The sequence below is a fragment of the Mycobacterium sp. ITM-2016-00316 genome, from assembly GCF_002968335.2.
Lineage (GTDB): Bacteria > Actinomycetota > Actinomycetes > Mycobacteriales > Mycobacteriaceae > Mycobacterium.
The window spans coordinates 428,117-449,597 of sequence record NZ_CP134398.1; the positions used below are offsets into that span (position 1 = coordinate 428,117).

At 67.6% G+C, this 21,481-nt stretch carries 17 protein-coding genes; 10 read left to right on the plus strand and 7 right to left on the minus strand.

All coding sequences use genetic code 11. The features are described from left to right. The first annotated feature begins 62 nt into the window (after positions 1-62). Both C6A86_RS01955 and C6A86_RS01960 read left to right on the plus strand, forming a co-directional pair. Positions 63-680, plus strand: coding sequence for a TetR/AcrR family transcriptional regulator (locus tag C6A86_RS01955; protein ID WP_233212928.1), 618 nt, complete (start codon positions 63-65; stop codon positions 678-680). Then, a complete protein-coding gene (locus C6A86_RS01960) occupies positions 677-1,474 on the plus strand; it encodes an acyl-CoA thioesterase II (protein WP_105362442.1) in 798 nt (265 codons plus the stop codon). Before C6A86_RS01955 ends, C6A86_RS01960 begins: the two co-directional genes overlap by 4 nt. Positions 1,475-1,730: 256 nt before the next feature. Here C6A86_RS01960 and C6A86_RS01965 read toward each other — a convergent pair whose 3' ends face one another. Both C6A86_RS01965 and C6A86_RS01970 read right to left on the minus strand, forming a co-directional pair. Further along, a complete protein-coding gene (locus C6A86_RS01965) occupies positions 1,731-2,153 on the minus strand; it encodes an STAS domain-containing protein (RefSeq protein WP_105362441.1) in 423 nt (140 codons plus the stop codon). A gap of 233 nt (positions 2,154-2,386) precedes the next feature. Continuing rightward, entirely contained in the window at positions 2,387-3,640 is a 1,254-nt protein-coding gene (locus C6A86_RS01970) for a DNA polymerase domain-containing protein (RefSeq protein ID WP_105362440.1), read from the minus strand. Positions 3,641-3,695: 55 nt separating this feature from the next. Between C6A86_RS01970 and fadD2 the strand changes: the two genes are divergently transcribed. Then, a complete protein-coding gene (gene fadD2 / locus C6A86_RS01975; protein ID WP_105362449.1) occupies positions 3,696-5,375 on the plus strand; it encodes a long-chain-fatty-acid--CoA ligase FadD2 in 1,680 nt (559 codons plus the stop codon). Positions 5,376-5,421: 46 nt separating this feature from the next. Beyond that, positions 5,422-6,201, plus strand: a complete 780-nt coding sequence (locus tag C6A86_RS01980; protein WP_105362439.1) for an SDR family NAD(P)-dependent oxidoreductase — start codon at positions 5,422-5,424, stop codon at positions 6,199-6,201. A 62-nt stretch (positions 6,202-6,263) separates the two neighbouring features. Here C6A86_RS01980 and C6A86_RS01985 read toward each other — a convergent pair whose 3' ends face one another. The 4 genes from C6A86_RS01985 to C6A86_RS02000 form a co-directional block, all read right to left on the minus strand. After that, complete coding sequence (locus C6A86_RS01985; protein ID WP_311101005.1) at positions 6,264-8,465, minus strand: acyl-CoA dehydrogenase; 2,202 nt, start codon at positions 8,463-8,465, stop codon at positions 6,264-6,266. A gap of 86 nt (positions 8,466-8,551) precedes the next feature. After that, positions 8,552-9,517: a 2-hydroxyacid dehydrogenase gene (locus tag C6A86_RS01990; RefSeq protein ID WP_233212831.1), complete on the minus strand. Its 966-nt coding sequence runs from the start codon at positions 9,515-9,517 to the stop codon at positions 8,552-8,554. After that, positions 9,493-10,626 (minus strand): alpha/beta hydrolase, encoded by a 1,134-nt coding sequence (locus C6A86_RS01995; RefSeq protein WP_105361508.1) that lies wholly within the window; start codon positions 10,624-10,626, stop codon positions 9,493-9,495. Before C6A86_RS01995 ends, C6A86_RS01990 begins: the two co-directional genes overlap by 25 nt. Then, positions 10,623-11,246 (minus strand): TetR/AcrR family transcriptional regulator, encoded by a 624-nt coding sequence (locus tag C6A86_RS02000; RefSeq protein ID WP_233212830.1) that lies wholly within the window; start codon positions 11,244-11,246, stop codon positions 10,623-10,625. Before C6A86_RS02000 ends, C6A86_RS01995 begins: the two co-directional genes overlap by 4 nt. Positions 11,247-11,331: 85 nt before the next feature. Here C6A86_RS02000 and C6A86_RS02005 point away from each other — a divergent pair, with 85 nt between their 5' ends. Continuing rightward, on the plus strand, positions 11,332-11,907 hold the full coding sequence (locus C6A86_RS02005; RefSeq protein WP_105361509.1) for a VOC family protein: 576 nt from the start codon (positions 11,332-11,334) through the stop codon (positions 11,905-11,907). A gap of 119 nt (positions 11,908-12,026) precedes the next feature. Here C6A86_RS02005 and C6A86_RS02010 read toward each other — a convergent pair whose 3' ends face one another. Then, positions 12,027-12,650: a TetR/AcrR family transcriptional regulator gene (locus tag C6A86_RS02010; RefSeq protein WP_105362400.1), complete on the minus strand. Its 624-nt coding sequence runs from the start codon at positions 12,648-12,650 to the stop codon at positions 12,027-12,029. Positions 12,651-12,721: 71 nt separating this feature from the next. On the opposite strand from C6A86_RS02010, the gene C6A86_RS02015 reads away from it, so the two are divergent. The 5 genes from C6A86_RS02015 (at position 12,722) to C6A86_RS02035 (ending at position 21,480) form a co-directional block, all read left to right on the plus strand. Continuing rightward, positions 12,722-13,600, plus strand: coding sequence for an oxygenase MpaB family protein (locus C6A86_RS02015; protein ID WP_105362399.1), 879 nt, complete (start codon positions 12,722-12,724; stop codon positions 13,598-13,600). A gap of 230 nt (positions 13,601-13,830) precedes the next feature. Then, on the plus strand, positions 13,831-15,669 hold the full coding sequence (eccA, locus tag C6A86_RS02020; RefSeq protein ID WP_199196111.1) for a type VII secretion AAA-ATPase EccA: 1,839 nt from the start codon (positions 13,831-13,833) through the stop codon (positions 15,667-15,669). After that, positions 15,666-17,213: a type VII secretion protein EccB gene (gene eccB / locus C6A86_RS02025; RefSeq protein ID WP_105362397.1), complete on the plus strand. Its 1,548-nt coding sequence runs from the start codon at positions 15,666-15,668 to the stop codon at positions 17,211-17,213. Before eccA ends, eccB begins: the two co-directional genes overlap by 4 nt. Continuing rightward, positions 17,213-21,169, plus strand: coding sequence for a type VII secretion protein EccCa (gene eccCa / locus C6A86_RS02030; RefSeq protein ID WP_105362396.1), 3,957 nt, complete (start codon positions 17,213-17,215; stop codon positions 21,167-21,169). Before eccB ends, eccCa begins: the two co-directional genes overlap by 1 nt. After that, the gene (locus C6A86_RS02035; protein WP_105362395.1) at positions 21,169-21,480 is read left to right on the plus strand and encodes a PE family protein; all 312 of its coding nucleotides are present in this window, start codon (positions 21,169-21,171) and stop codon (positions 21,478-21,480) included. The genes eccCa and C6A86_RS02035 overlap by 1 nt, the downstream gene beginning before the upstream one ends. The last annotated feature ends 1 nt before the right edge of the window (position 21,481 follow it).

Below are 21,481 nucleotides of genomic sequence, written 5' to 3' on the forward strand. Positions count from 1 at the left end.
TCGACGGGTGAGCCCGTCGTGTAACTTTACATTCGTTTATTTACGTGCGTAAAGTGCGACGGGTGTCGACGCAGGTCCGCAAACGCAACGCCCGGGGTTCCGGCGCGTTGTTGCGCGACGAGATCCTGGCTGCGGCTCGCCGACTACTGGACGACGCCGAACATGAAGCTGACCTCACCCTGCGCAAGATCGCTGCTGCCGCAGGTATTTCCGCACCCGCGATCTATTCGCACTTCCGCCATCGGGACGCCATTCTGGCTGCCATCGTGGAACAGAGTTGGCAACAGGTGGTCGCCGACATCCGTGCTGCGGCCGACTCGCTGACAGAGCCACGCGACCGCCTCTTTCTGGGGTGCCAGGTCTATGTGGCGTACGCGCAGCGGTACCCGATGCGCTATGAGCTGATGACCCGAACTGCGGGTCCGTCTCCGGCGGCCAAGGAGGCGCTGGGAGTTCTCACCCACGCCCTCGCTTCGTGCCAGCAGCGGCCGGGACCGCACCCGGAGGCGATCCGCATTGCCGCGGCGTTGTCCACCGCCTTGCACGGTGTGGCGATGCTCAACCGCACCGGCGTCCCAGCCATGTGGCTCAGCGACGTCAGTCCCGACGACGTGCTCCGCACGCTCGTCGACGGCGCCATCGACCAGCAGAGCCGAACGACAGTGAAGGAAACCCGATGACGGCGTTCGACAATGGCATCGCCCTGCGCCCCGCCGGTGACGGGCTACTGCGCGGTCGCACCGTGCCGGAATGGGCGAACATGGTCGGCCCGTTCGGTGGCGTCACCGCTGCGGCGCTGCTGCGGGCCATCGAACTTCAACCCGATGTGCATGGCCATCCGGTGGCCCTGACGGTGAATTACCTGGCCCCGATCGTCGACGGCGACTTCGAGATCAGTGCCCGTGCGGTGCGCACCAACCGGTCCAATCAGCACTGGCTCGTCGAGCTCAGCCAGGGCGGTGAGGTGAAGACCACCGCCACCGCGGTTTTCGGAATCCGGCGGGACACCTGGAGTGACACCGAACCGGCCAGGCCGGCCGTGCCGGCACCCGAAGAGGTACCCGTCGGGCCGGACAAGGGGCCGACCTGGATGCGCAACTACGACATGCGGTACGTCACCGGCGCCATCCCGGACGCCGCCGATGGTGAATCCGGCTCCTCGGAGACCACCCTGTGGGTTCGCGACAACCCGCCCCGGCCATGGGATTTCGCCGCACTGACCGCCGTCTGCGACATCTTCTACCCACGTATCTACCTGCGGCTCGGACGTCTGCTGCCCGCGGGCACCGTGTCGATCACGGTGTACTTCCACGCCGACAACGACACCTTGGCCGCCCAGGGCGATGACCATGTGCTGGCAACCGCACGTGCACAACAGTATTCGTCCGGTCATTTCGACCAGGCCGCCCAGATCTGGGGGACCGGTGGCAGGCTGCTGGCCACCAGCCACCAGATCGTCTACTTCAAGGGATGAGCGCTGGACTGCAGTAGCCAGTCCTCGAACCGGATTCCGAACAGGGTTGCGCCGGCACCGGGAACCAGGGTGTCGTCCTGCAGTTCGGCCGCAGCCTAGAAAACCCGGCGCAGTCCTGAACGAGATGTGCCCTCCCACCTGGCGGTGGGAGGGCACATCTGGAGAAGTAGGGACCTAGCGGGCAGGCTTGCGGTGACGGCCCATCAGAGCGGTCAGCCAGCGAACATCGATCAACACGTGTGTTCCGCCTTTCTGGTTATGCGGTCTTGTGCAGGAGTGGGAGCAACCGGCGCCGAGCGAGCGTGCCCTCGGCGAAGTGGTGCAGCGCCTCCGGGACGGAGACCGTGATGGGGAATGCGTCGTCGAGCATCCGCAGGACGTCCAGAACGGCGGGGCTCGCGATGAGCGCCCACTCGACTCCGGCGAGGTCGCACTCATCATCGAGGGCGTAGAGGAGAGACACACCGCGCGCGGAAAGGAACGTCACGTCACTCAGGTCGAGTGCGAACGGCTTTTCTGCGAGGACCAGTCGGCGGACCTTGTGGGTGAGTCGATCGACGTTGTCGTCATCGATGACACCTGAGACGGTCACCACCATCGCGAGGTGGCGGCACTGCGCTCGCATTTCGGCGCCGTCACACTTGACTGCCGGGTTCCCGTAACGGAATGCGATCGTCATGTTCTGCCTCCCTTCTGGTTCTGACCTGTCGTTCTCGATATCTCCGAAGTTATCGGCGGAATTTAAGGTACCGGGGAGTAGTGATTGAGACTTTGCTAAGAAGATAGTCTGAGAGCCGGGTAAGGGTTCGCTGAGCGAAATGTAAGCTGTTGTGCTGCAACATGTTTCGCTGGCGATTTTGATTACCCAAAATGTTGGGTAGTCCTTACTGCCGGGTAGCCTAAATTTCGGGGTCAGCGTGTGGACTGTTTCCCCGAATATCCGTCCCATGGTGAATAGTCCGCGATCAACGGCTCCTGGGGTGGCCGGATCCCCTCCGGCACGTGCTGCAAATTGATCCGCACGCGGTACCAGATCGAACTCGGACCCCGCATCCCGTCGACGAGAACGTCGACCGGCTCCAGCCGCGCGGCCGCCTCGGTGTGGCGGCCCCGCCACACCTCCAGTGCCGCCATCGCCTCATCGTGGGTCTTGGTCCGGGCGACCTCGATCAGGGGCATCTGCGAGACCCGGCGCCCGTCCGCACCCTTCTTGCCCGGCGGTTTCTCCGCGGGCCCCAGCCGATCGGCGAGTTCCAGCAGTTCGGACAGATCCCCCGGGTGAGCATCCATCTCCGCCCAGGGATCGCCGATCTCGGCGAAGCGGGCCGGCACGGTGGCCACGGTGAACACCTCGGGCCGGCAATCGGCGACCTCGTCCCAATACAGCGGCGTGGACACCCGGGCGTCGGCCTTGGCGCGGACCGAATAGGCCGAGGCCACGGTGCGGTCCTTGGCGTTCTGGTTGAAGTCGACGAACACCCGCGCGCCGCGTTCTTCCTTCCACCACCTGGCCGTGGCCAGCTCGGGGGCCCGCCGTTCGACCTCGCGGGCCACCGTCTCGGCGGCCAGGCGGACCTGCTTGAACGGCCAGTTCGGATGGATGCGCGCATAGATGTGGAACCCGCGGGAGCCGGAGGTCTTGGGCCACGGGGTCAGGCCGTGCTCCTGCAGCACATCGCGTGCCACGGCGGCGACCGCCAGGATCTGCGCCCACTCGACCCCGGGCATCGGGTCCAGGTCGACCCTCAACTCGTCCGGATGTTCCAAATCCTCTGCCTGCACCGGGTGCGGGTTGAAGTCGATGCAGCCGAGACCGACCGCCCAGACCAGGCCGGCGGCCTCGGTGATCACCGCTTCCTTGGCCGATGTCCCGGACGCGTACCTCAACTCGGCCACGTCGATGTAGTCCGGGCGCTTCTCGGGCGCCCGCTTCTGGAAGATCGCCTCTTCGTCGATGCCCTTGACGAAACGTTTCAGGATCATCGGCCGGTTGTGCACCCCGCGCAGCGCGCCGTCGGCAACGGCCAGGTAGTAGTCGACGAGGTCGCTCTTGGTGATGGCGGCCCGCCCGCCGGCGCCGGGAAAGATCACCTTGCCGGGATTGCTGACGGAGACCTCGCGCCCACCGACCTCCAGCGTCCTGCGACTGCCGGCCGAAGCGCCCATACGGCCATGGTAGTTATCTGCCGCGACTCGACACGCGTCACATATTGTGGCGTTCATGCCCAGTCTCACAGACCTGCCCGCTCAGGCGGCGGCCAAGGCCCAGCAATACTTCAGCCGCGGCGCCGCAGAGTTGCATTACGCGCGCAAGATGTTCGAGGCGGGAGCCCTGCGGCTCGAGTCGCCGCAGGCGATGGCCGCCATGCTCGCCGATATCCGCCGCTGGGGCGAGTTCGGGATGATCCCGGCGCTCAACGCCCGCCGCCATCCCGACCGCGTCGCCATCATCGACGACGACGGCGAGATGACATTCGGGGAACTGGACCGCGCGGCGCACGCGGTGGCCAATGGGCTGCGCGCCAAGGGCGTCAAGGGTGGCGACGGTGTCGCTCTGCTGATCCGCAACCACCGCTGGTTCCTGGTCGGCGTGTACGGCGCCGCCCGGGTGGGCGCCCGCATCATCCTGCTCAACAGCGAGTTCTCCGGACCGCAGATCAAAGAGGTCTCCGAGCGCGAGGGCGCGCAGGTCATCATCTACGACGACGAATACACCGCCGCGGTGTCGCAGGCCGAGCCGGCGCTGGGCAAATTCCGGGCCCTGGCGACCAACCCGGACTCCGAAGAGCCCTCGGGTTCCACCGACGACACGCTGGCCGACCTGATCGCGCGCAGCAGCAAGCAGCCCGCCCCGAAGGTGACCAAGCATTCGTCGGTCATCATCCTGACCAGCGGCACCACCGGCACACCCAAGGGCGCCAACCGCAGCACGCCACCGTCGCTCGCGCCCATCGGCGGCGTACTGTCCCACGTCCCGTTCAAGGGCGGTGAGGTCACCTCCCTGCCCGCACCGATGTTCCATGCACTGGGGTTTCTGCACGCCACCATCGCGATGATGCTGGGGACCACTCTGGTCCTGCGCCGACGTTTCAAACCGGCCACCGTGTTCGCCGATATCGAGAAGCACAAGGTGACCGCCATCGTGGTTGTCCCGGTGATGCTGTCGCGCATGCTCGACGAGCTCGACAAGATGGCGCCCAAGCCGAACCTGTCGAGCCTGCGGATCGTCTTCGTCTCCGGGTCGCAGCTCGGCGCCGAACTCGCCGGCCGGGCCCTGCGCGAGCTGGGGCCGATCATCTACAACCTGTACGGCTCCACCGAGATCGCGTTCGCGACCATTGCCCGGCCCAAGGATCTTTCCATCAACCCGGCGACCGTCGGCCCGCCGGTCAAGGGCATCACGGTGAAAATCCTCGACGACAACGGCGGCGAAGTCGCCCAAGGTGACGTCGGGCGCATCTTCGTGCGCAACACGTTCCCCTTCCAGGGCTACACCGGCGGCGGCGGTAAGCAGATCATCGACGGGATGCTGTCCTCCGGCGACGTGGGCTACTTCGACGAGCACGGGTTGCTCTACGTCTCCGGCCGCGATGACGAGATGATCGTGTGCGGTGGCGAGAACGTCTTCCCCGCCGAGGTCGAGGATCTCATCAGCGGCCATCCGGAGGTCATCGAGGCCACCGCCCTGGGGGTCGAGGACAAGGAGTGGGGTCACCGGCTGCGTGCCTTCGTCGTCAAGGTGGAGGGCGCCAGTGTCGACGAGGACGTCATCAAGGCCTACGTGAAGGACAACCTGGCCCGTTACAAGGTGCCGCGGGAAGTGATCTTCCTCGATGAGCTGCCGCGCAACCCGACCGGCAAGATCCTCAAGCGCGAGTTGCGCGAGATCGACGTCGATTAGCCCGGCTTCCGGAATACTGCGCCCGTCACGGGGGTAGTACTTCGGCGTGAACATCGATCTCTCTGGCAAGACCGCACTCGTCACCGGCTCCACCCAGGGCATCGGCCTGGCCATCGCACACGGGCTGGCGTCGGCCGGCGCGCGGGTCATCGTCAACGGCCGCACCCAGGCGCGGGTCGATGAGGCGGTGGCCACCATCGGTGGCGGTGCCGTCGGGATTGCCGCTGACGTGGCCGACGCCGCCGGCGCGGACGCCGTCGTCGAGGAGTTCCCGGACGTCGATGTGCTGGTGAACAATCTCGGCATCTTCGAGGCGGTCCCGGCCCGCGAGGTCAGCGACGAGCAGTGGCGGCGCTACTTCGACGTCAACGTGCTCTCGGCGGTCCGGTTGATTCGCGCCTACCTGCCTTCGATGACCGAAAAAGGTTGGGGCAGAGCCATTCAGATCGCCAGCGATTCGGCGATTGTCACCCCGGCCGAGATGATCCACTACGGCGTGTCCAAGACCGCACTGCTCGCGGTGACGCGCGGGTTCGCCAAGGATGCCGCCGGTACCGGCGTGACGGTCAACTCGGTGATCGCCGGGCCCACCCACACCGCTGGTGTGGAGGACTTCGTCTATCAGTTGGTGGACAAGGATCTGCCGTGGGAGCAGGCCCAGCGCGAGTTCATGATCAAGCACCGGCCCCAGTCGCTGATCCAGCGGCTGATCGAACCGGAGGAGATCGCCAACATGGTCACCTATCTGGCGTCGCCGCTGGCCTCGGCGACCACCGGCGGGGCGCTGCGCGTCGACGGCGGGTACGTGGACGCAATCCTGCCCTGACCGCTCCGATACGCAGATGGCCGCCACATCATGCGATGTGGCGGCCATGTGCGGTACACGGCTTACGGGTCGCGGGGCAGGCCCAACAGACGCTCGGCGATGATGTTGAGCTGCACCTCGGTGGTGCCGCCGTAGATCGTGGTGGCCCGGCTGAACAGCAGCCGCTCCGCCCACTTGCCCGGATCCTGCTCCTTGTCGCCGATCGCGCCGTCGGTGCCGAACGAGGACACCCCGAACTCGGCGTAGCCCTGGCCGGTCTTCATGGACAGCAGCTTGGAGATCGCCGCGGCAGGCATCGGATCGCCGCCGGCCAGCGTGAGCAGCGTCGAGCGCAGGTTGAGCACCTTGGCCGCGTACCCCTCGGCGATCAGCTTGCCCGCATGGTTCTGCTCGATCTGATCGAACTGACCGTCGCGCACGAACTCCACGAACTGCTCCAGGCTGGCCAGGAACGGCGGCTCGGCGCTGCCGATCGACACCCGCTCGTTGGTCAGGGTGTTGCGGCTGACCTCCCAGCCACGGTCCACCTCGCCGAGCACCATCGAGTCCGGCACGAAGACATCGTCGATGAACACCGTGTTGAACATGGCGTCACCGGTGAGCTCACGCAGCGGCTTCACCTCGACTCCGGGCGATTTCATGTCGATCAGAAAATAGGTGATGCCATTGTGTTTCGGTGCGGACGGGTCGGTGCGGGCCAGCAGCGCACCCCACTGGGAGAACTGCGCGCCGGTGGTCCAGATCTTCTGGCCGGTGATGCGCCATCCGCCGTCGACCTTGGTGGCCTTGGTGGTCAGGCTGGCCAGGTCGGAGCCGGCGCCGGGCTCGGAAAACAGCTGGCACCAGATCATCTCACCGCGGAAGGTCGGCGGCAGGAACTGCTGCTGCTGCTCTTCGGTGCCGTAGGCGACGATGGACGGGATGATCCAGGCCGCGATACCCATCTGTGGCCGGGCCACCCGCCCGCTGGAGAACTCCTGCGAGATGATGATCTGCTCGATCGGTGCGGCATTGCGGCCCCACGGCTTGGGCAGGTGCGGCTGCACCCAGCCGCCCTCGGCGATGGCCGCGTTGCGCTCTTCGCGCGCAATCGCTTTCAGACCGGCCACCTCGGCGCGGATCTCTTCGCGGACCTTCTCGGTGTCGGGGTCCAGGTCGATGTCCAGCTTGCGCAGACCGTTGGCGGTCGAGGTGTCGACGACTCGCTGCGGGTAATCGGCGGCCCGCCCGAACGAGGCGGCCAGCACCAGGGCCCGCCGGTAGTAGACGTTCGTGTCGTGCTCCCAGGTGAAGCCGATACCGCCGTGTACCTGGATGCATTCCTGGGCGGTGTGCTGAGCGGCAACCGGGGCCAGCGTGCCGGCCACCGCGGCGGCGAATGCGTACTTGGAATCCTGATTGCCGCCAGCCGAACCAGAGTGGAATTCGTCGATCGCGCGGCTGGCATCCCAGACCGCGGCGGTGGCCCGCTCGGTCTCGGCGATCATGCCGGCGCACTTGTGCTTGATGGCCTGGAACTGCCCGATGGGTCGGCCGAACTGCTCGCGGATCTTGGCGTACTCGGTCGCGGTGTCGGTGGCCCAGCGGGCGACGCCGACGCATTCGGCCGACAGCAGCGTGCTGATGAGCGCCTTGGCGTGGTCGCGGCTCAGGTTGGACAGCACCCGGTCGGCGGCGACCTCGATCGCGTTGGCCCGCACATGCGCGAGCGGGCGCAGCGGGTCGAGACTCTTGACGTCTTCGATCTCGAGCGTGTCGGCGTCCAGCGCCACCCACTCCTCGCTGCTCTCGATCGACACCGGCAGGACCAGTAGCGACGCCTGCGCCGCGGACGGTACGGCCCGCACCTCGCCGCGGATGACCAGTTTGTCGCCCTGGCGGGTCGCGGTCAGGCCGGAATCGATCGCGTACGCGGCGATGGTGTCACCGGACGCGAGGCCGCCCAGCAGCGGCGATTCGGCGTCGTGCGCGGCGATCAGCGCACTGGCGATCGCCGACGGGACGAAGGGTCCCGGCACCGCGCCGTAGCCGAACTCGGCCAGCGTGATGGCCAGTTCCAGAATGCCGAAACCCTGCCCGCCGACGGTCTCGGACAGGTGCACGCCCTGCAGGCCCTGCTCGGCGGCGGCCTTCCAGTACGGCGGGGGATTGGAGATCGGCGTCTCCAGTGCCTCGTGCAGGACATCTGACGGGGCGACTTTGGCTACCAGCGACCGGACCGAATCGGCCAGGTCATTGTGTTCAGAGTTGATCGCGATGGGCACGCTTAACCTCCATGGGGCAACTTCCCTATTAACCGGTCGGTTGGGTATCGAGGGTACCCCGCGGTGACAGGGGCCACACCAGTGGCCTAGCTGACTTGGTTCACCACGTTGGCCAACTCCCGGCCGTCCCGTAGCCGGCGGCAGTTGTCCACCGCGACCTCCAGATAGCGGCGCATGGTGTCGACCGTGTACCAGGTGACGTGCGGCGTCAGCACCACGTTGTCCAGGTCGAGCAGCGGATTACCGGGCTCGACGGGTTCGGCGGCGAAGACGTCCAGCCCGGCGGCGGCCAGTCGGCCTTCCCGCAGTGCGGCGGCCAGGGCTTCTTCGTCCACGATCGGCCCGCGGGCGGTGTTGACCAGCACAGCATCGGGTTTCATCAGGCCCAGTGCATCCTCGTCGATGAGATGCCGGGTCGCGGCTGTCAACGGCAGATGCAGCGAGACGATGTCGCTCTCGGAGAGCAGGGCCGGCAACGGCCGCCAGTCCGGGTGGCCGTCGTCGCGGGTGCTGGTGTGCAGCACCCGCGCGCCCAGCGTCGCCAGCACCTTCTCGACCTGTTTGGCGATGTTGCCGTAGCCGACCAACCCGACGGTGCACCCGCCGATATCGCGGACCGTCTCACCGAGGCCCGGATCCGACGGCCAGCCCCGGCCCTCGCGGGTGGCGCGATCCAGGACCGGCAACCGGCGCAGCGCCGCGAGCATCAGCAGCAGGGTGCCCTCGGTGACCGACGGCGCATTCGCGCCGGGCATGTTCGCGACCGCGATGCCGCAGCGTGTCGCCGCGTCGACATCGATGGTGTTCACCCCGGCGCCCAGCTTGTGCACCAGCCGGCACTTCGCGGCGAGTTCCAGATCGGCGGCCGACAATGGCCGCAGCACATGCCAGATCACGTCGACACCGGGCAACTCGCGGCGCAGGGTGGCGTCATCGTCCTCTGCGCACCACCGCACGTCCAGCCAATCCGATTCTGCGGCAACGAAATCGAGGACCCGCCGGCCCGGGGTGAAATGTGCGAGGACTCTCAGCGCCACCGTTTCGCGATCCACTTGGCGATGGTATCGGCCTGCTCGCTGCGGGCGCCCGGAGTGGTGAAGTAGTGGTCGGTGTCGATCGACAACCGCGACTTGTCCGCACTGCCCAGCGCGTCATGGATGCGCCGGGCGTCCGAGGGGTAGACGCCGGTGTCCTGATCGGCGTTGATGACCAGCGCCGGACAGTCGATGAGTGCCAGATGCGGTTCGGCACGGGTCTGGGCGTGGCGCAGGCTCCACATGCCGATCCAGTTGCGCAACGTGCACGCGGCCGCGATGCCGTAGGCCGACCGGTTGGCCTTGACCGGCGGTCCTGCGTAACACAGGTTGGGCTGGCGTTTGGTCGGTTCCAGGGTGGGATCGACCATTCGCGGATCCGCCCAGGTGCGCAGCACGGTGAACGGGCGGTCCGAGAACCCGGCGGCTTTCACGCGTCTGAGTTCGGCCTCCGCCCAGTCGGTGATGGCCTCGTTGCGGGCGATCTGCGCGGCGCGGTAGCGGGCGATGAAGTCGGCAGCGTAGGGCGGGCCGTTGCGCTCACTGAAAAGGTCGAGGTCCGGATCGGTGGCCAGCGCGTCGTTCTCATCGGTGACCGAGGCGTCCATCCACGCGGTGAGGACATCTGGCCTGCCGGGGTGAGCGGCGCTGGCGACGTAGCCGTCGGCCGGGAGCAGGTCGGTCAGACCCGTGGCCGGGCGCATCCCGTCGAGCGGGGTGACGTGGTGGTGCACGGCCTGGGCCTGATACGCCGCCATCAGCGAGCCGCCCCCGGAATTACCCAGCAGCACCACGGTTTCGATGCCCTGGACCTCGCGCAACCAACGGACCCCGACACCGATGTCGACGAGTGCATGGTCCAGCAGGAAGGTGCTCTCGAAACCCCGGAATCGGGTATTCCAGCCCAGGAAACCGATCCCGCGGGTCGCCAGGTAATCGGCGAGATAGTGCTCGGAGAAATCGATCTGATAGTGCGTCGCGATCACCGCGACCTTGGGTTTGCGGCCGACCCCGCGATGGTAGAGACCCTGGCATGGGTGTCCGCCGGCGCCGGCACGGCGGGCGGTCGGGGAGTCCACTCCGACGAATTCCCGGGTCACCCCCGGCGTCGGGCCCTTCGGCGTCATGGCTGCGCTGTCTCCTTGTGGTAGATCGTGCGGTGAAAGATCGCGGCCAGGGTGGCGATGCAGGCGTCGTCGTCGGCGGTCTGTGCTCCGGTGCCCGAGAGTTGGGTGTAGCAGAACTGGTTCAGCATGGACACCAGGGCGACGGCGATCAGGTGCGCGTCATCGCCGGCGCAGCAGCCGTTGCGCTGGGCCTGCTGGACCATCTTGGTGATCAGGGCGATCGGCAGGGCGCAGATATCGGCCCAGTACTGCGCGAAATCGTCGCTGACCGTGGCCAGTTGCGAGACCGCGATGATCTCGGCGAGGCGGTGCCGGTAGGTGTTCCAATGGGCGGCGGCGGCGGCATGCGCACGCTCGGCGTCGGTCAGGCCGGGTTCGGCGGCGGCCATGGCGCGTTCGCGCGCCTCGTCGCGGAAACGGACGGCCCACTCGCGGACCATCGCCTCCTTGGAGTCGTAGTAGTTGTAGTACGACGCGGTGGATCGGCCCGCCTCGGCGGCGATATCGGCAATGGTGGTGGCCAGGATTCCCTTGCGCGCGATCACAGTGCGCGCCGCCGCATCGATGGCGGCCTGTGTTTGTCGCCCGCGTGCGGTGGGCAGCTCTACCCGTGCGGTCACGGAACCCTTTCCCCGGAGTTCGTTGATCGAATCTGAATCTGATGTTAGATTCAGATTCGGATCTGCGCCAGAGGTGGGAATCATCATGATCAAACCCGACAACCCCAACTCCGAGTTCGCCCTCGGAGGCATCAACCACGTCGCACTGGTGTGCTCGGACATGCAGCGGACTGTCGACTTCTACTCCGGCGTGCTCGGTATGCCGCTGATCAAATCGCTCGATCTCCCGGGTGGGATGGGGCAGCATTTCTTTTTCGACGCCGGCAACGGCGACTGCGTGGCCTTCTTCTGGTTCACCGACGCCCCGGACGGCGTTCCCGGCATCTCCGCGCCGGTCGCGCTGCCCGGCCTCGGGGAGATCACCAGCGCGGTGACCACCATGAACCACCTCGCCTTCCATGTGCCCGCCGAGAAGTTCGACGAGTACCGGGAGAAGCTGAAGGCCAAAGGCGTGCGCGTCGGGCCGGTGCTCAACCACGACGAGAGCGAATGGCAGGCCTCGCGGACCCTGCATCCGGGTGTGTACGTCCGTTCCTTCTATTTCCAGGATCCGGATGGCATCACCCTGGAGTTTGCCTGCTGGATCAAGGAATTCACGGAGTCTGATACCACCACCGTGCCCAAGACCGCCGCCGACCGCCGTCCCCGCGCCGTCGTCTAACGCCGCCGACCGATTCCCCGGGTCGCTACGCTCCTGCCCGCCGACCGATTCCCCGGGTCGCTACGCTCTCCCCCGCTAGCGGGAGGTACCCCCAGCCCGCCGACCGATTCCCCGGGTCGCTACGCTCCTGCCCGCCGAGGGTCGGGAAAGGTATTCAGCAAGGCGGTCAGCAGCTCGATCAACTCGTCGCGGGTCAGCGCGATGGCGCCCGTGAGCCACCCGTGGATGGTCTGGTTGACACCGCCGACGATGAAGTGCGCGATCGCCGTGATCTCGTCGCTGTCCTCCCGGCCCAGCACGGTCTGTGCATGCTGGCCGGCCAGCACGGCGAAGAACCCACCCAACTCGGCGCGTTTGCGGACCAGGATGGCGTTGGACAGTTGCGGGTCGAACAGCAGCCGTCCGATCCGCGCGTCATCGCCGATGATCCGCACCAGATTGGTGATGCCCGCCCGGTTCTGTTCTGGTGGCGGGACGGCCGCGACCGCCGCCTGAGTGGTGCCGGCGATCTCGCCGATCACCGAATCGAAAACCGCCGCGACGAACTCGTCCTTGTCGGCGAACGCCTCATAGAAGTGCCGTGTCGCGATACCTGACCGTCGGCAGATGGCACGCACCGTGAGCTCGTCGTATGTCTCGCCGAGCAGGTCCAGCCCGGCCTCCAGGAAGCGACGGCGCCGCTCGGCCAATCGCTGCGGCGCTGCAACGCCGCGGTAGGGCCGGACCTGGGTCACGAGATCCATCTTGACACCCGTCCACTGCGTTGGGCAATATCAGGAAACATTCGTTCTCACTTTCATTCGCAGAGGTGTCAATGACGATCACCGAACGTCCCATCAGCCAGACCGTCCGCGTGCCGGCCCGCCGGCGACGCTGGGGCGCCACCGTCGACGACGGGCTGATGGGTGTGGCGCTGCTGGCCGGGCCGGCGAACGTGGTCATGCAGCTCGCCCGCCCCGGTGTCGGCTACGGCGTGCAGGAGAGCACGGTCGAGAGCGGCCGCGTCGACCGGCATCCCGTCAAGCGCGCTCGCACCACCTTCACCTACCTGGCCGTCGCGGGCCGGGGTACCGACCAGCAGAAGGCCGCGTTCCGGCGAGCGGTGAACACGGCCCATGCACAGGTGCGGTCCACGCCGGGGAGCCCGGTGCAATACAACGCTTTCGACAAGGACCTGCAGATGTGGGTGGCCGCCTGCCTGTACAAGGGTTCGGTCGACATCCAGCGGATGTTCGTCGGGGAAATGGACCAGGACACGGCGGACCGCCACTACGTGAACGGGATGACGCTGGGCACCACGCTGCAGGTGCCCGCCGAGATGTGGCCGGCCGACCGCGCCGCCTTCGACGCGTATTGGACCGAACAGCTGGACAAAGTGCACATCGACGACACCATCCGCGAATCTCTGTATCCGATCGCGGTGGGCCGGCTGCGCGGGCTTCGGTTGCCCGGCCCCCTGCAACGACTGCACGAGGACACCGCCGGACTCATCACCACCGGCTTCCTGCCCCAACGGTTCCGCGACGAGATGCGGCTGCCCTGGGATCCGCAGCGTCAGCGTCGCTTCGACCGGCTGATGGGCGCGCTGCGGGTGGTCAACAACGTGATCCCCGGCGCGCTCCGGCAGTTCCCGTTCAACGTGTTGCTCATGGATCTGAACTGGCGTATCCGAACCGGTCGCCCACTGGTCTGACCCTTTCCGGGGCGAATTTGCTGAAAACCTCGTTGATCGAGGTCAATCCCGCCGGGCACCGGTAACCCATCGTCGCTGATGGATGGGTGCCATCCGGTGACGGCCGTCACGCGCCCGGTGGTGCCCGAACGTCTCGACAGGTTAGTTAATGCAATGCTAACTTCTGCGGAGTTAGCCTAGGCATACTTAAGGAGACGGCAGGGGGGCGTGCGCTTCTTTGCGAATGACATATGGATACGGTCAGTGACACGCTCACCTCGAGCGTAGGGGGAACACGCGTCGATCGCGACGTGGTGAACAGGTTTGCGACCTGTTGTCGATCGCTGGGCCTGTCGGTCAACGACCGGCAGCGGCCCGCGGACCTGGCCGCCGCGCGCTCGGGATTCACCGAGCTGACCCGAATCGCCCGCGAACAGTGCGATGCCTGGATCGGCCTGGCGGCCGCCGGTGCCGGCGACAACTCCGCACGTGTCATCGCCACCATCTGGCGCACCCTGGGCACCATCGGCGCGCTCACCCGCGAAATCGAGCTGGGCGCCGAGGATCTCGGGTTCACCTACGACACCGGCCTGTACCTGCAGTTCCGGGCGACCAGCCGCGACGATATCGCGCTGGCGTATGCGGCCACCCTCGGCGAGGCCGGCGAGTTCGCCGAGGCCGACCAGCTTGTCGAGGAACTGATCTCACGCCGTCCCGCCTGGCTGCAGGCGCGCTGGGTCCGGGTCGCGCTCTATCACCGCAGCCGGCGCTGGTCGGATGTGGTGCGCACCCTCACTCCGATCGTCAACGATCCCAAACTCGACGAGCACTACGCCCACGCGGCCAGGGTGACCCTTGCCATCGCGCTGGCACACCTCGCAATGTTCGCTCCCGCGCTGTCGCACCTGGAGAATCCGGAAGGTCCGGTCGCTGTCGCCGCCGTCGACGGTGGTCTGGTGAAGGGGTTGTGCCTGCGGGCGCAAGGTGAGGACGACGAGGCCGCCGACGTGCTGGCCGAACTGTACGCCGCCAACCCGGAACACGTCGGGGTCCAAGAGGCGTTGTCGGACAAGTCATTCGGGCTGGACACCACCACCGCCGCGCGGATCGAGGCACGCAGCAATCCGTGGGATCCCGCGACCGAACCGGGCGAGTCAGATTTCGTCGACCCGGGTGCCAAGGAACGCAAGGCGCACCTGCTGATCGAAGCCGAGGCCGAACTGGCCGAGTTCATCGGTCTCGAAGAGGTCAAGTATCAGGTGGCGCGTCTGAAAAGCTCTGTGGCGATGTCGATCCGGCGTCAGGAACGCGGGCTGGCCGTGGCCCAGCGCACCAACCATCTGGTCTTCGCCGGCCCGCCGGGAACCGGTAAGACCACCATTGCCCGGGTGGTCGCCAAGATCTACTGCGGGCTCGGCCTGCTGAAGAAGGAGACGGTGCGCGAGGTGCACCGCGCCGACCTGATCGGCCAGCACATCGGCGAGACCGAAGCCAAGACGAACGCCATCATCGACAGCGCACTGGACGGGGTGCTGTTCCTCGATGAGGCGTATGCCCTGGTGTCCACCGGCGCCAAGAACGATTTCGGCCTCGTCGCCATCGACACCTTGCTGGCCAGGATGGAGAACGACCGCGATCGGTTGGTCGTCATCGTCGCCGGCTACCGCGCCGACCTCGATCGCTTCCTGGACACCAACGAAGGCTTGCGGTCCCGCTTCACCCGCAGCATCGACTTCCCGTCCTACAGCGCACCGGAACTCGTCGAGATGGCGACCCGGATGGCCGAGAAGCGGGACAGCGTCTTCGAACAGGTTGCCCACGACGAGATGGAGACGCTGTTCGCCCATCTGGCCGCCAGCACCACTCCGGATGCCACCGGCACCGCGCGGCGCAGCCTCGACATCGCCGGTAACGGCCGATTCGTCCGAAACCTCGTCGAGCGTTCCGAAGAGGAACGCGAATACCGATTGGACCACTCAGATTCCGACGACTTCACCGACGAAGAACTGATGGCGATCACCGCTGAGGACGTGAGCCGCTCGGCGGCCCCGTTGCTGCGTGGTCTCGGACTGTCGGTGCCGCAGAAATGAGTGATAGCCCAGAGGACCGCCGCGAATTCACCTCGCGCACACCGGTCAACGAGAACCCCGAACGCATCGTGCACCGGCGCGGCTTCGTCACCCGCCACCAGGTGTCGGGTTGGCGATTCGTCATGCGCCGCATCGCGTCCGGCGTCGCGCTGCACGACACCCGGATGCTCGTCGACCCGCTGCGCACCCAGAACCGCGCAGTGCTCGTCGGCGCCCTGGTCTCGGTCACCGTCGTCGCAGGCTGCTTCGTGTTCTCCCTGATCCGTCCCGGCGGTGACGCGGGAAGCTCGACCATCCTGGCCGACCGCGACACCTCCGCGCTGTATGTGCGCATCGGTGACGTGGTGCACCCTGCGCTCAACCTCACCTCGGCCCGGCTGATCGCCGGTCAGGCCGACAACCCCACCACGGTCAAGAGCAGCGAGATCGACAAATTCTCCCGCGGCAACCTGATCGGTATCCCCGGCGCCCCGGAACGCATGGTGCAGAACACCTCCCGTGACGCCAACTGGACGGTGTGCGATGCCGTCTCCGGCAGCGCCACCGGGGTCACCCTGATCGCCGGCACGCCGGATCAGCAGGGGGAGCGGGCCGCCACGCTGCCCGGCGACCGCGCGGTCCTCGTGCAGAACGTCGGCGGCGTGCATGCGGGCACCTGGCTGCTGTGGAACGGCAAGCGCAGCCCGATCGACCTCGGCAACCGTGCCGTCACCGACGCCCTCGGGCTCGGCGCCGACATCCCCACGCCGCGGGTGATCGCGCCCGGGCTGTTCAACGCCATCCCGGAGTCCGCACCGCTGGTCGCCCCGGCGCTGCCGGGCGCCGGTGAGCCGCCGCGCTTCGCGCTGCCCGTCCCGGCCCCGGTCGGCGCGGTCGTCGCCGCCTACGAAGCCGACAACACCATCCGCTACTTCGCGGTGCACGCCGACGGACTGCAGCAGGTGTCACCGGTGCTGGCCGCGATCCTGCGCAACTCCAATTCCTATGGGCTGCAGCAACCGCCGCGTCTGGGTGCCGACGACGTGGCGAAGCTGCCCGTCGTCGGGGGTATCGACACCAACGCCTACCCGGTAGACGAGGTCAGCCTGGTCGAGTCCGGTCCGGCCCCGGTCACCTGCGCCTACTGGTCCAAGCCCGCCGATGCGACCGAGAGCTCGCTGAGCCTGCTCTCCGGTGCCGCGCTGCCGCTGCCCGACGGGTTGCGGACCGTGGACCTGGTCGGTGCCGGTGGTGGATCGACCGCCAACCGGGTGGCGCTGACGCCCGGCAGCGGCTATTTCGTGCAGGCGACCGGCTCCGACGCCGGCGCACCATCGGCCGGATCGGCCTTCTGGGTCAGCGATACCGGCGTGCGGTACGGCGTGGACACCTCCGGTGACGCCAAAACGGTTGCCGCGCTGGGCCTGACGCCGCCCCCCTTGGCGGTGCCGTGGTCGGTGCTCGCGCAGTTCGCGGCCGGTCCCACCCTTTCCAGGGCTGATGCGCTCGTCGCGCACGATGCCGTGTCGTCCGCGGTCGCGTCCGGCCGCGAGGGAGAAAACTGATGAGTCGCTTGATCTTCGAGGCTCGCCGCCGCCTGCCCGCCCCGGAGGCGCGCAAGGGCACCATCACCATCGAGGCGCCGCCGTCGCTGCCCCGGCTGGTGCCGCCGTCGCTGCTGCGCCGGGTGCTGCCCTACCTGATCGTCATCCTGATCGTGGGCATGATCGTGGCGCTGTTCGCGACCGGCATGCGGATGATCTCACCGACGATGCTGTTCTTCCCGTTCGTGCTGCTGCTCGCCGCGACCGCGCTCTACCGCGGATCCGACAACAAGCTACGCACCGAGGAGGTCGACGCCGAACGCGCCGACTACCTGCGCTACCTGTCGGTGGTCCGCGACAACGTCCGCGCGCAGGCCGCCGATCAGCGGGCCGCGCTGGAGTGGTCGCACCCCGAGCCGGATCTGCTCGCCGCGGTGCCCGGCACCCGCAGGCAGTGGGAGCGCGACCCCCGCGACGCCGATTTCCTGGTGGTGCGGACCGGTCTGACCGACGTGCCGTTGAACACGGCGCTACGGGTCAAGGACGCCGCCGACGAGATCGACCTGGAACCGGTGGCGCACACCACCCTGCGCGGACTGCTCGATGTGCACCGCACGGTGCGCAACGCGCCGACCGGGATCGATCTGGCCAAGGTTTCCCGCATCACCGTGCTCGGTGAGCCCGACGAGGTCCGCGACGCCCTGCGCGCCTGGGTCGCCCAGGCCGTCACCTGGCATGACCCGGCCGTGCTCGGCGTGGCGCTGGGCACCCCGGACCTGGAGGCACCGGACTGGTCCTGGTTGAAGTGGCTGCCGCACACCGATGTCCCCGGCAAGGCCGACGGAGTCGGCCCGGCCCGCTACCTGGCCACCACCGCAGACGCCCTGCACGGCCTGCTGGCCCCGGTGCTCGACGAGCGCGACGCGTTCAGCGGCGCCGCACTGGCCTCGGGCAAGCACCTGCTGGTGTTGCTCGACGATCCCGACGCCGATCCCGACGCCGTCGTCGGACGCACCGGCGCAGCGGGTGTCACCCTGATCCACCGGTCGGCCAAAGAGCCGCACCGCGAGCAGTACTCGGACCCGGAGCGGCCCATCCTGAAGATCGCCGACGGCAGGATCGAGCGCTGGCAGACCGGGGGCTGGCAGCCCTACGTCGACACCGCGGACGCGTTCTCCGGCGCGCAGGCCGCGCATCTGGCCCGCCGACTGGCCCGCTGGGACACCAACCCGGAGCAGGCCCGTACGGCAGCCACCGGCGCCACGACCTTCACCACGCTGTTCGGCATCCCGGACGCCTCCGCGCTCGACGTGGCCGCACTGTGGGCCCCGCGGCACCGCGACGAGGAACTGCGGGTGCCCATCGGGGTCACCGCGACCGGCGAACCGCTGATCTTCGATCTCAAGGATGAGGCCGAGGGCGGGATGGGCCCGCACGGCCTGATGATCGGTATGACCGGCTCCGGCAAGTCCCAGACCCTGATGTCGATCCTGTTGTCGCTGCTCACCACGCACTCCGCGGAGCGGCTCATCGTCATCTACGCCGACTTCAAGGGTGAGGCCGGCGCCGATATCTTCCGGCACTTCCCGCAGGTCGTGGCGGTCATCTCGAACATGGCCGAAAAGCGGTCGTTGGCAGATCGTTTCGCGGACACCCTGCGCGGTGAGGTGGCCCGGCGTGAGCAGCTGCTCAAGGAGGCGGGCCGCACCGTGCAGGGCAGCGCCTTCAACTCGGTCACCGAGTACGAAGCCGCGATCGCCGCCGGCCACGACCTGGCGCCGATCCCGACGCTGTTCGTGGTGGCCGACGAGTTCACGCTGATGCTGGCCGAGCACCCCGAGTACGCGGAGCTGTTCGACTACGTCGCCCGCAAGGGCCGCTCGTTCCGCATCCACATCTTGTTCGCGTCACAGACGCTGGATGTGGGCCGTATCAAGGACATCGACAAGAACACCTCGTACCGGATCGGCCTCAAGGTGGCCAGTCCGTCGATCAGCCGTCAGATCATCGGCACCGAGGATGCCTTCCAGATCGAGTCGGGCCGCGAGCACAAGGGTGAGGGATTCCTGGTGCCGGCGCCCGGCGCGAACCCGATCAAGTTCCGCAGCACCTACGTCGACGGGATCTACGACCCGCCGCGCACCGGACACTCCGTGGTCGTGCATTCGGTGCCCGAGCCGCAGCTGTTCACCGCGGGCTGGGTGGAGCCGGCACCGGACACCGTCATCCGCTCCGGTGAGGTCGAGGACGTCCCGCCGCCGCGCAAGCTGATCGCCACCATCGGAGACCAGCTGGCCAACTACGGTCCGCGCGCCCCACAGCTGTGGCTGCCCCCGCTGGAGGAGGCCATCCCCCTCGTCGACCTGCTGGCGCGCACCGAGATCGGTGAACGGCAATGGCGCTGGCCGCTCGGCGAGATCGACAAGCCCTTCGAGATGCGCCGCGATGCGCTGGTGTTCGACGCCGGCACCGCGGCGGGCAACCTGCTGATCCACGGCGGGCCGAAATCGGGCAAGTCGACTGCTCTGCAGACGTTCATGCTGTCGGCCGCGGCGCTGCACGCACCCGGAGAGGTCAGCTTCTACTGCCTGGACTACGGCGGCGGCCAGCTGCGCGCGGTCGCCGACCTGGCCCATGTGGGCGCCGTCGCGACACCGCTGGAACCCGAACTGATTCGGCGTACCTTCGCCGAACTGGAGCAGCTGCTGCGCACCCGTCAGGAGACCGGTGCACGATCGGGCTCGGGCGGCTACCAGGACGGCTACGGCGAAGTCTTCCTGCTGATCGACAACCTGTATGCGTTCAGCCGCGACAACATCGACACCTTCAACACCCGCAACCCGCTGCTGGCCCGGGTCACCGAGCTGGTCAACGCCGGGCTGTCCTATGGCATCCACGTCGTGATCACCACCCCGAACTGGCTCGAGGTGCCGCTGGCCATGCGTGACGGCCTCGGGCTGCGACTTGAGCTCAAGCTCAACGACTCCCATGACAGCAATGTCCGGGTGGTCGGCGCGCTGACCCGGCCGGCCGACAGTGTGCCCGCCGATCAACCGGGACGCGGCCTGACGATGGCCGCCGAACACTTCCTGTTCGCCGCGCCGGACCTGCGCGATATCGCGGTCATCAACGCCCGACATCCCGGCGAGCGCGCCCCGGCGATCCGGTTGCTGCCCACCCAGCTCAGCCCGGTCGCCGTCGGCAGGGTCTACGTGGGGCCCGAGCAGGTGGTCATCGGTCAGCGTGAGGAAGACCTGCGTCCGGTCGCGATCGATTTCGCGCGCAACCCGCTGATGATGGTGTTCGGCGACAGCAGGTCGGGCAAGACCACCCTGCTGCGGCATCTGATCCGCAGCATCCGGGACAACTCGACCGCGGATCAGGTCGCGTTCACGGTCATCGACCGGCGGCTGCACCTGGTGGAGGAGCCGCTGTTCCCCGACAACGAATACACGCCGAACATCGACCGGATCACCCCGGCGATGCTGGGCTTGTCCGGGCTCATCGAGAAGCGCCGCCCGCCGGCCGGACTGTCCTCGGAAGACCTGCGTCACTGGAGCTTCGAGGGTCAGACCCACTATCTGATCATCGACGACGTCGACCAGATCCCGGATGGTCCCGCGGTCAGCGGACCGTATGCCGGACAGCGGCCGTGGAGCCCGTTGCTGGGGCTGCTGGCCGAGGCCGGGGACCTCGGTCTGCGCGTCATCGTCACCGCCAGGGCCAGTGGATCGGCGCACGCGGTGATGACCGCGCCGTTGTTGCGCCGCCTCAACGACCTGCAGGCGACTACCGTGATGTTGTCGGGCAGTCCGGCCGACGGAGGCAAACTCCGCGGCATGCGTTTCAGCAGGCTGCCGGCGGGCCGGGCGATGCTGCTCGGCGACAGCGAAGAGGCGACCTACGTCCAACTGGTGAATCCGCTCGTGCCCGAGGGAGTTTCACCTGCCAGCGCGAACGGAAAGGAATACAGCTGATGACTCTGCGTGTGGTCCCCGAGGGATTGGCCGCCGCCGGTTCGGCGGTGGAAGCGCTGACCGCGCGGCTGGCCGCCGCGCACGCCGCCGCGGCGCCGCTGGTGAACGTCGTGGTGCCGCCGGCCGCCGATCCGGTGTCCTTGCAGACGGCCGCCGGGTTCAGTGCCGCCGGTAACGAGCACAGCGCGGTCGCCGCGCTGGCCGTGGAGGAGCTGGGCCGCGCCGGGATGGGTGTCGCGCAGTCCGGCACCAGCTACGCCACCGGTGACGCGCAGGCCGCTTCGACGTACCTGATCGCGCGCGGCGGCTGAG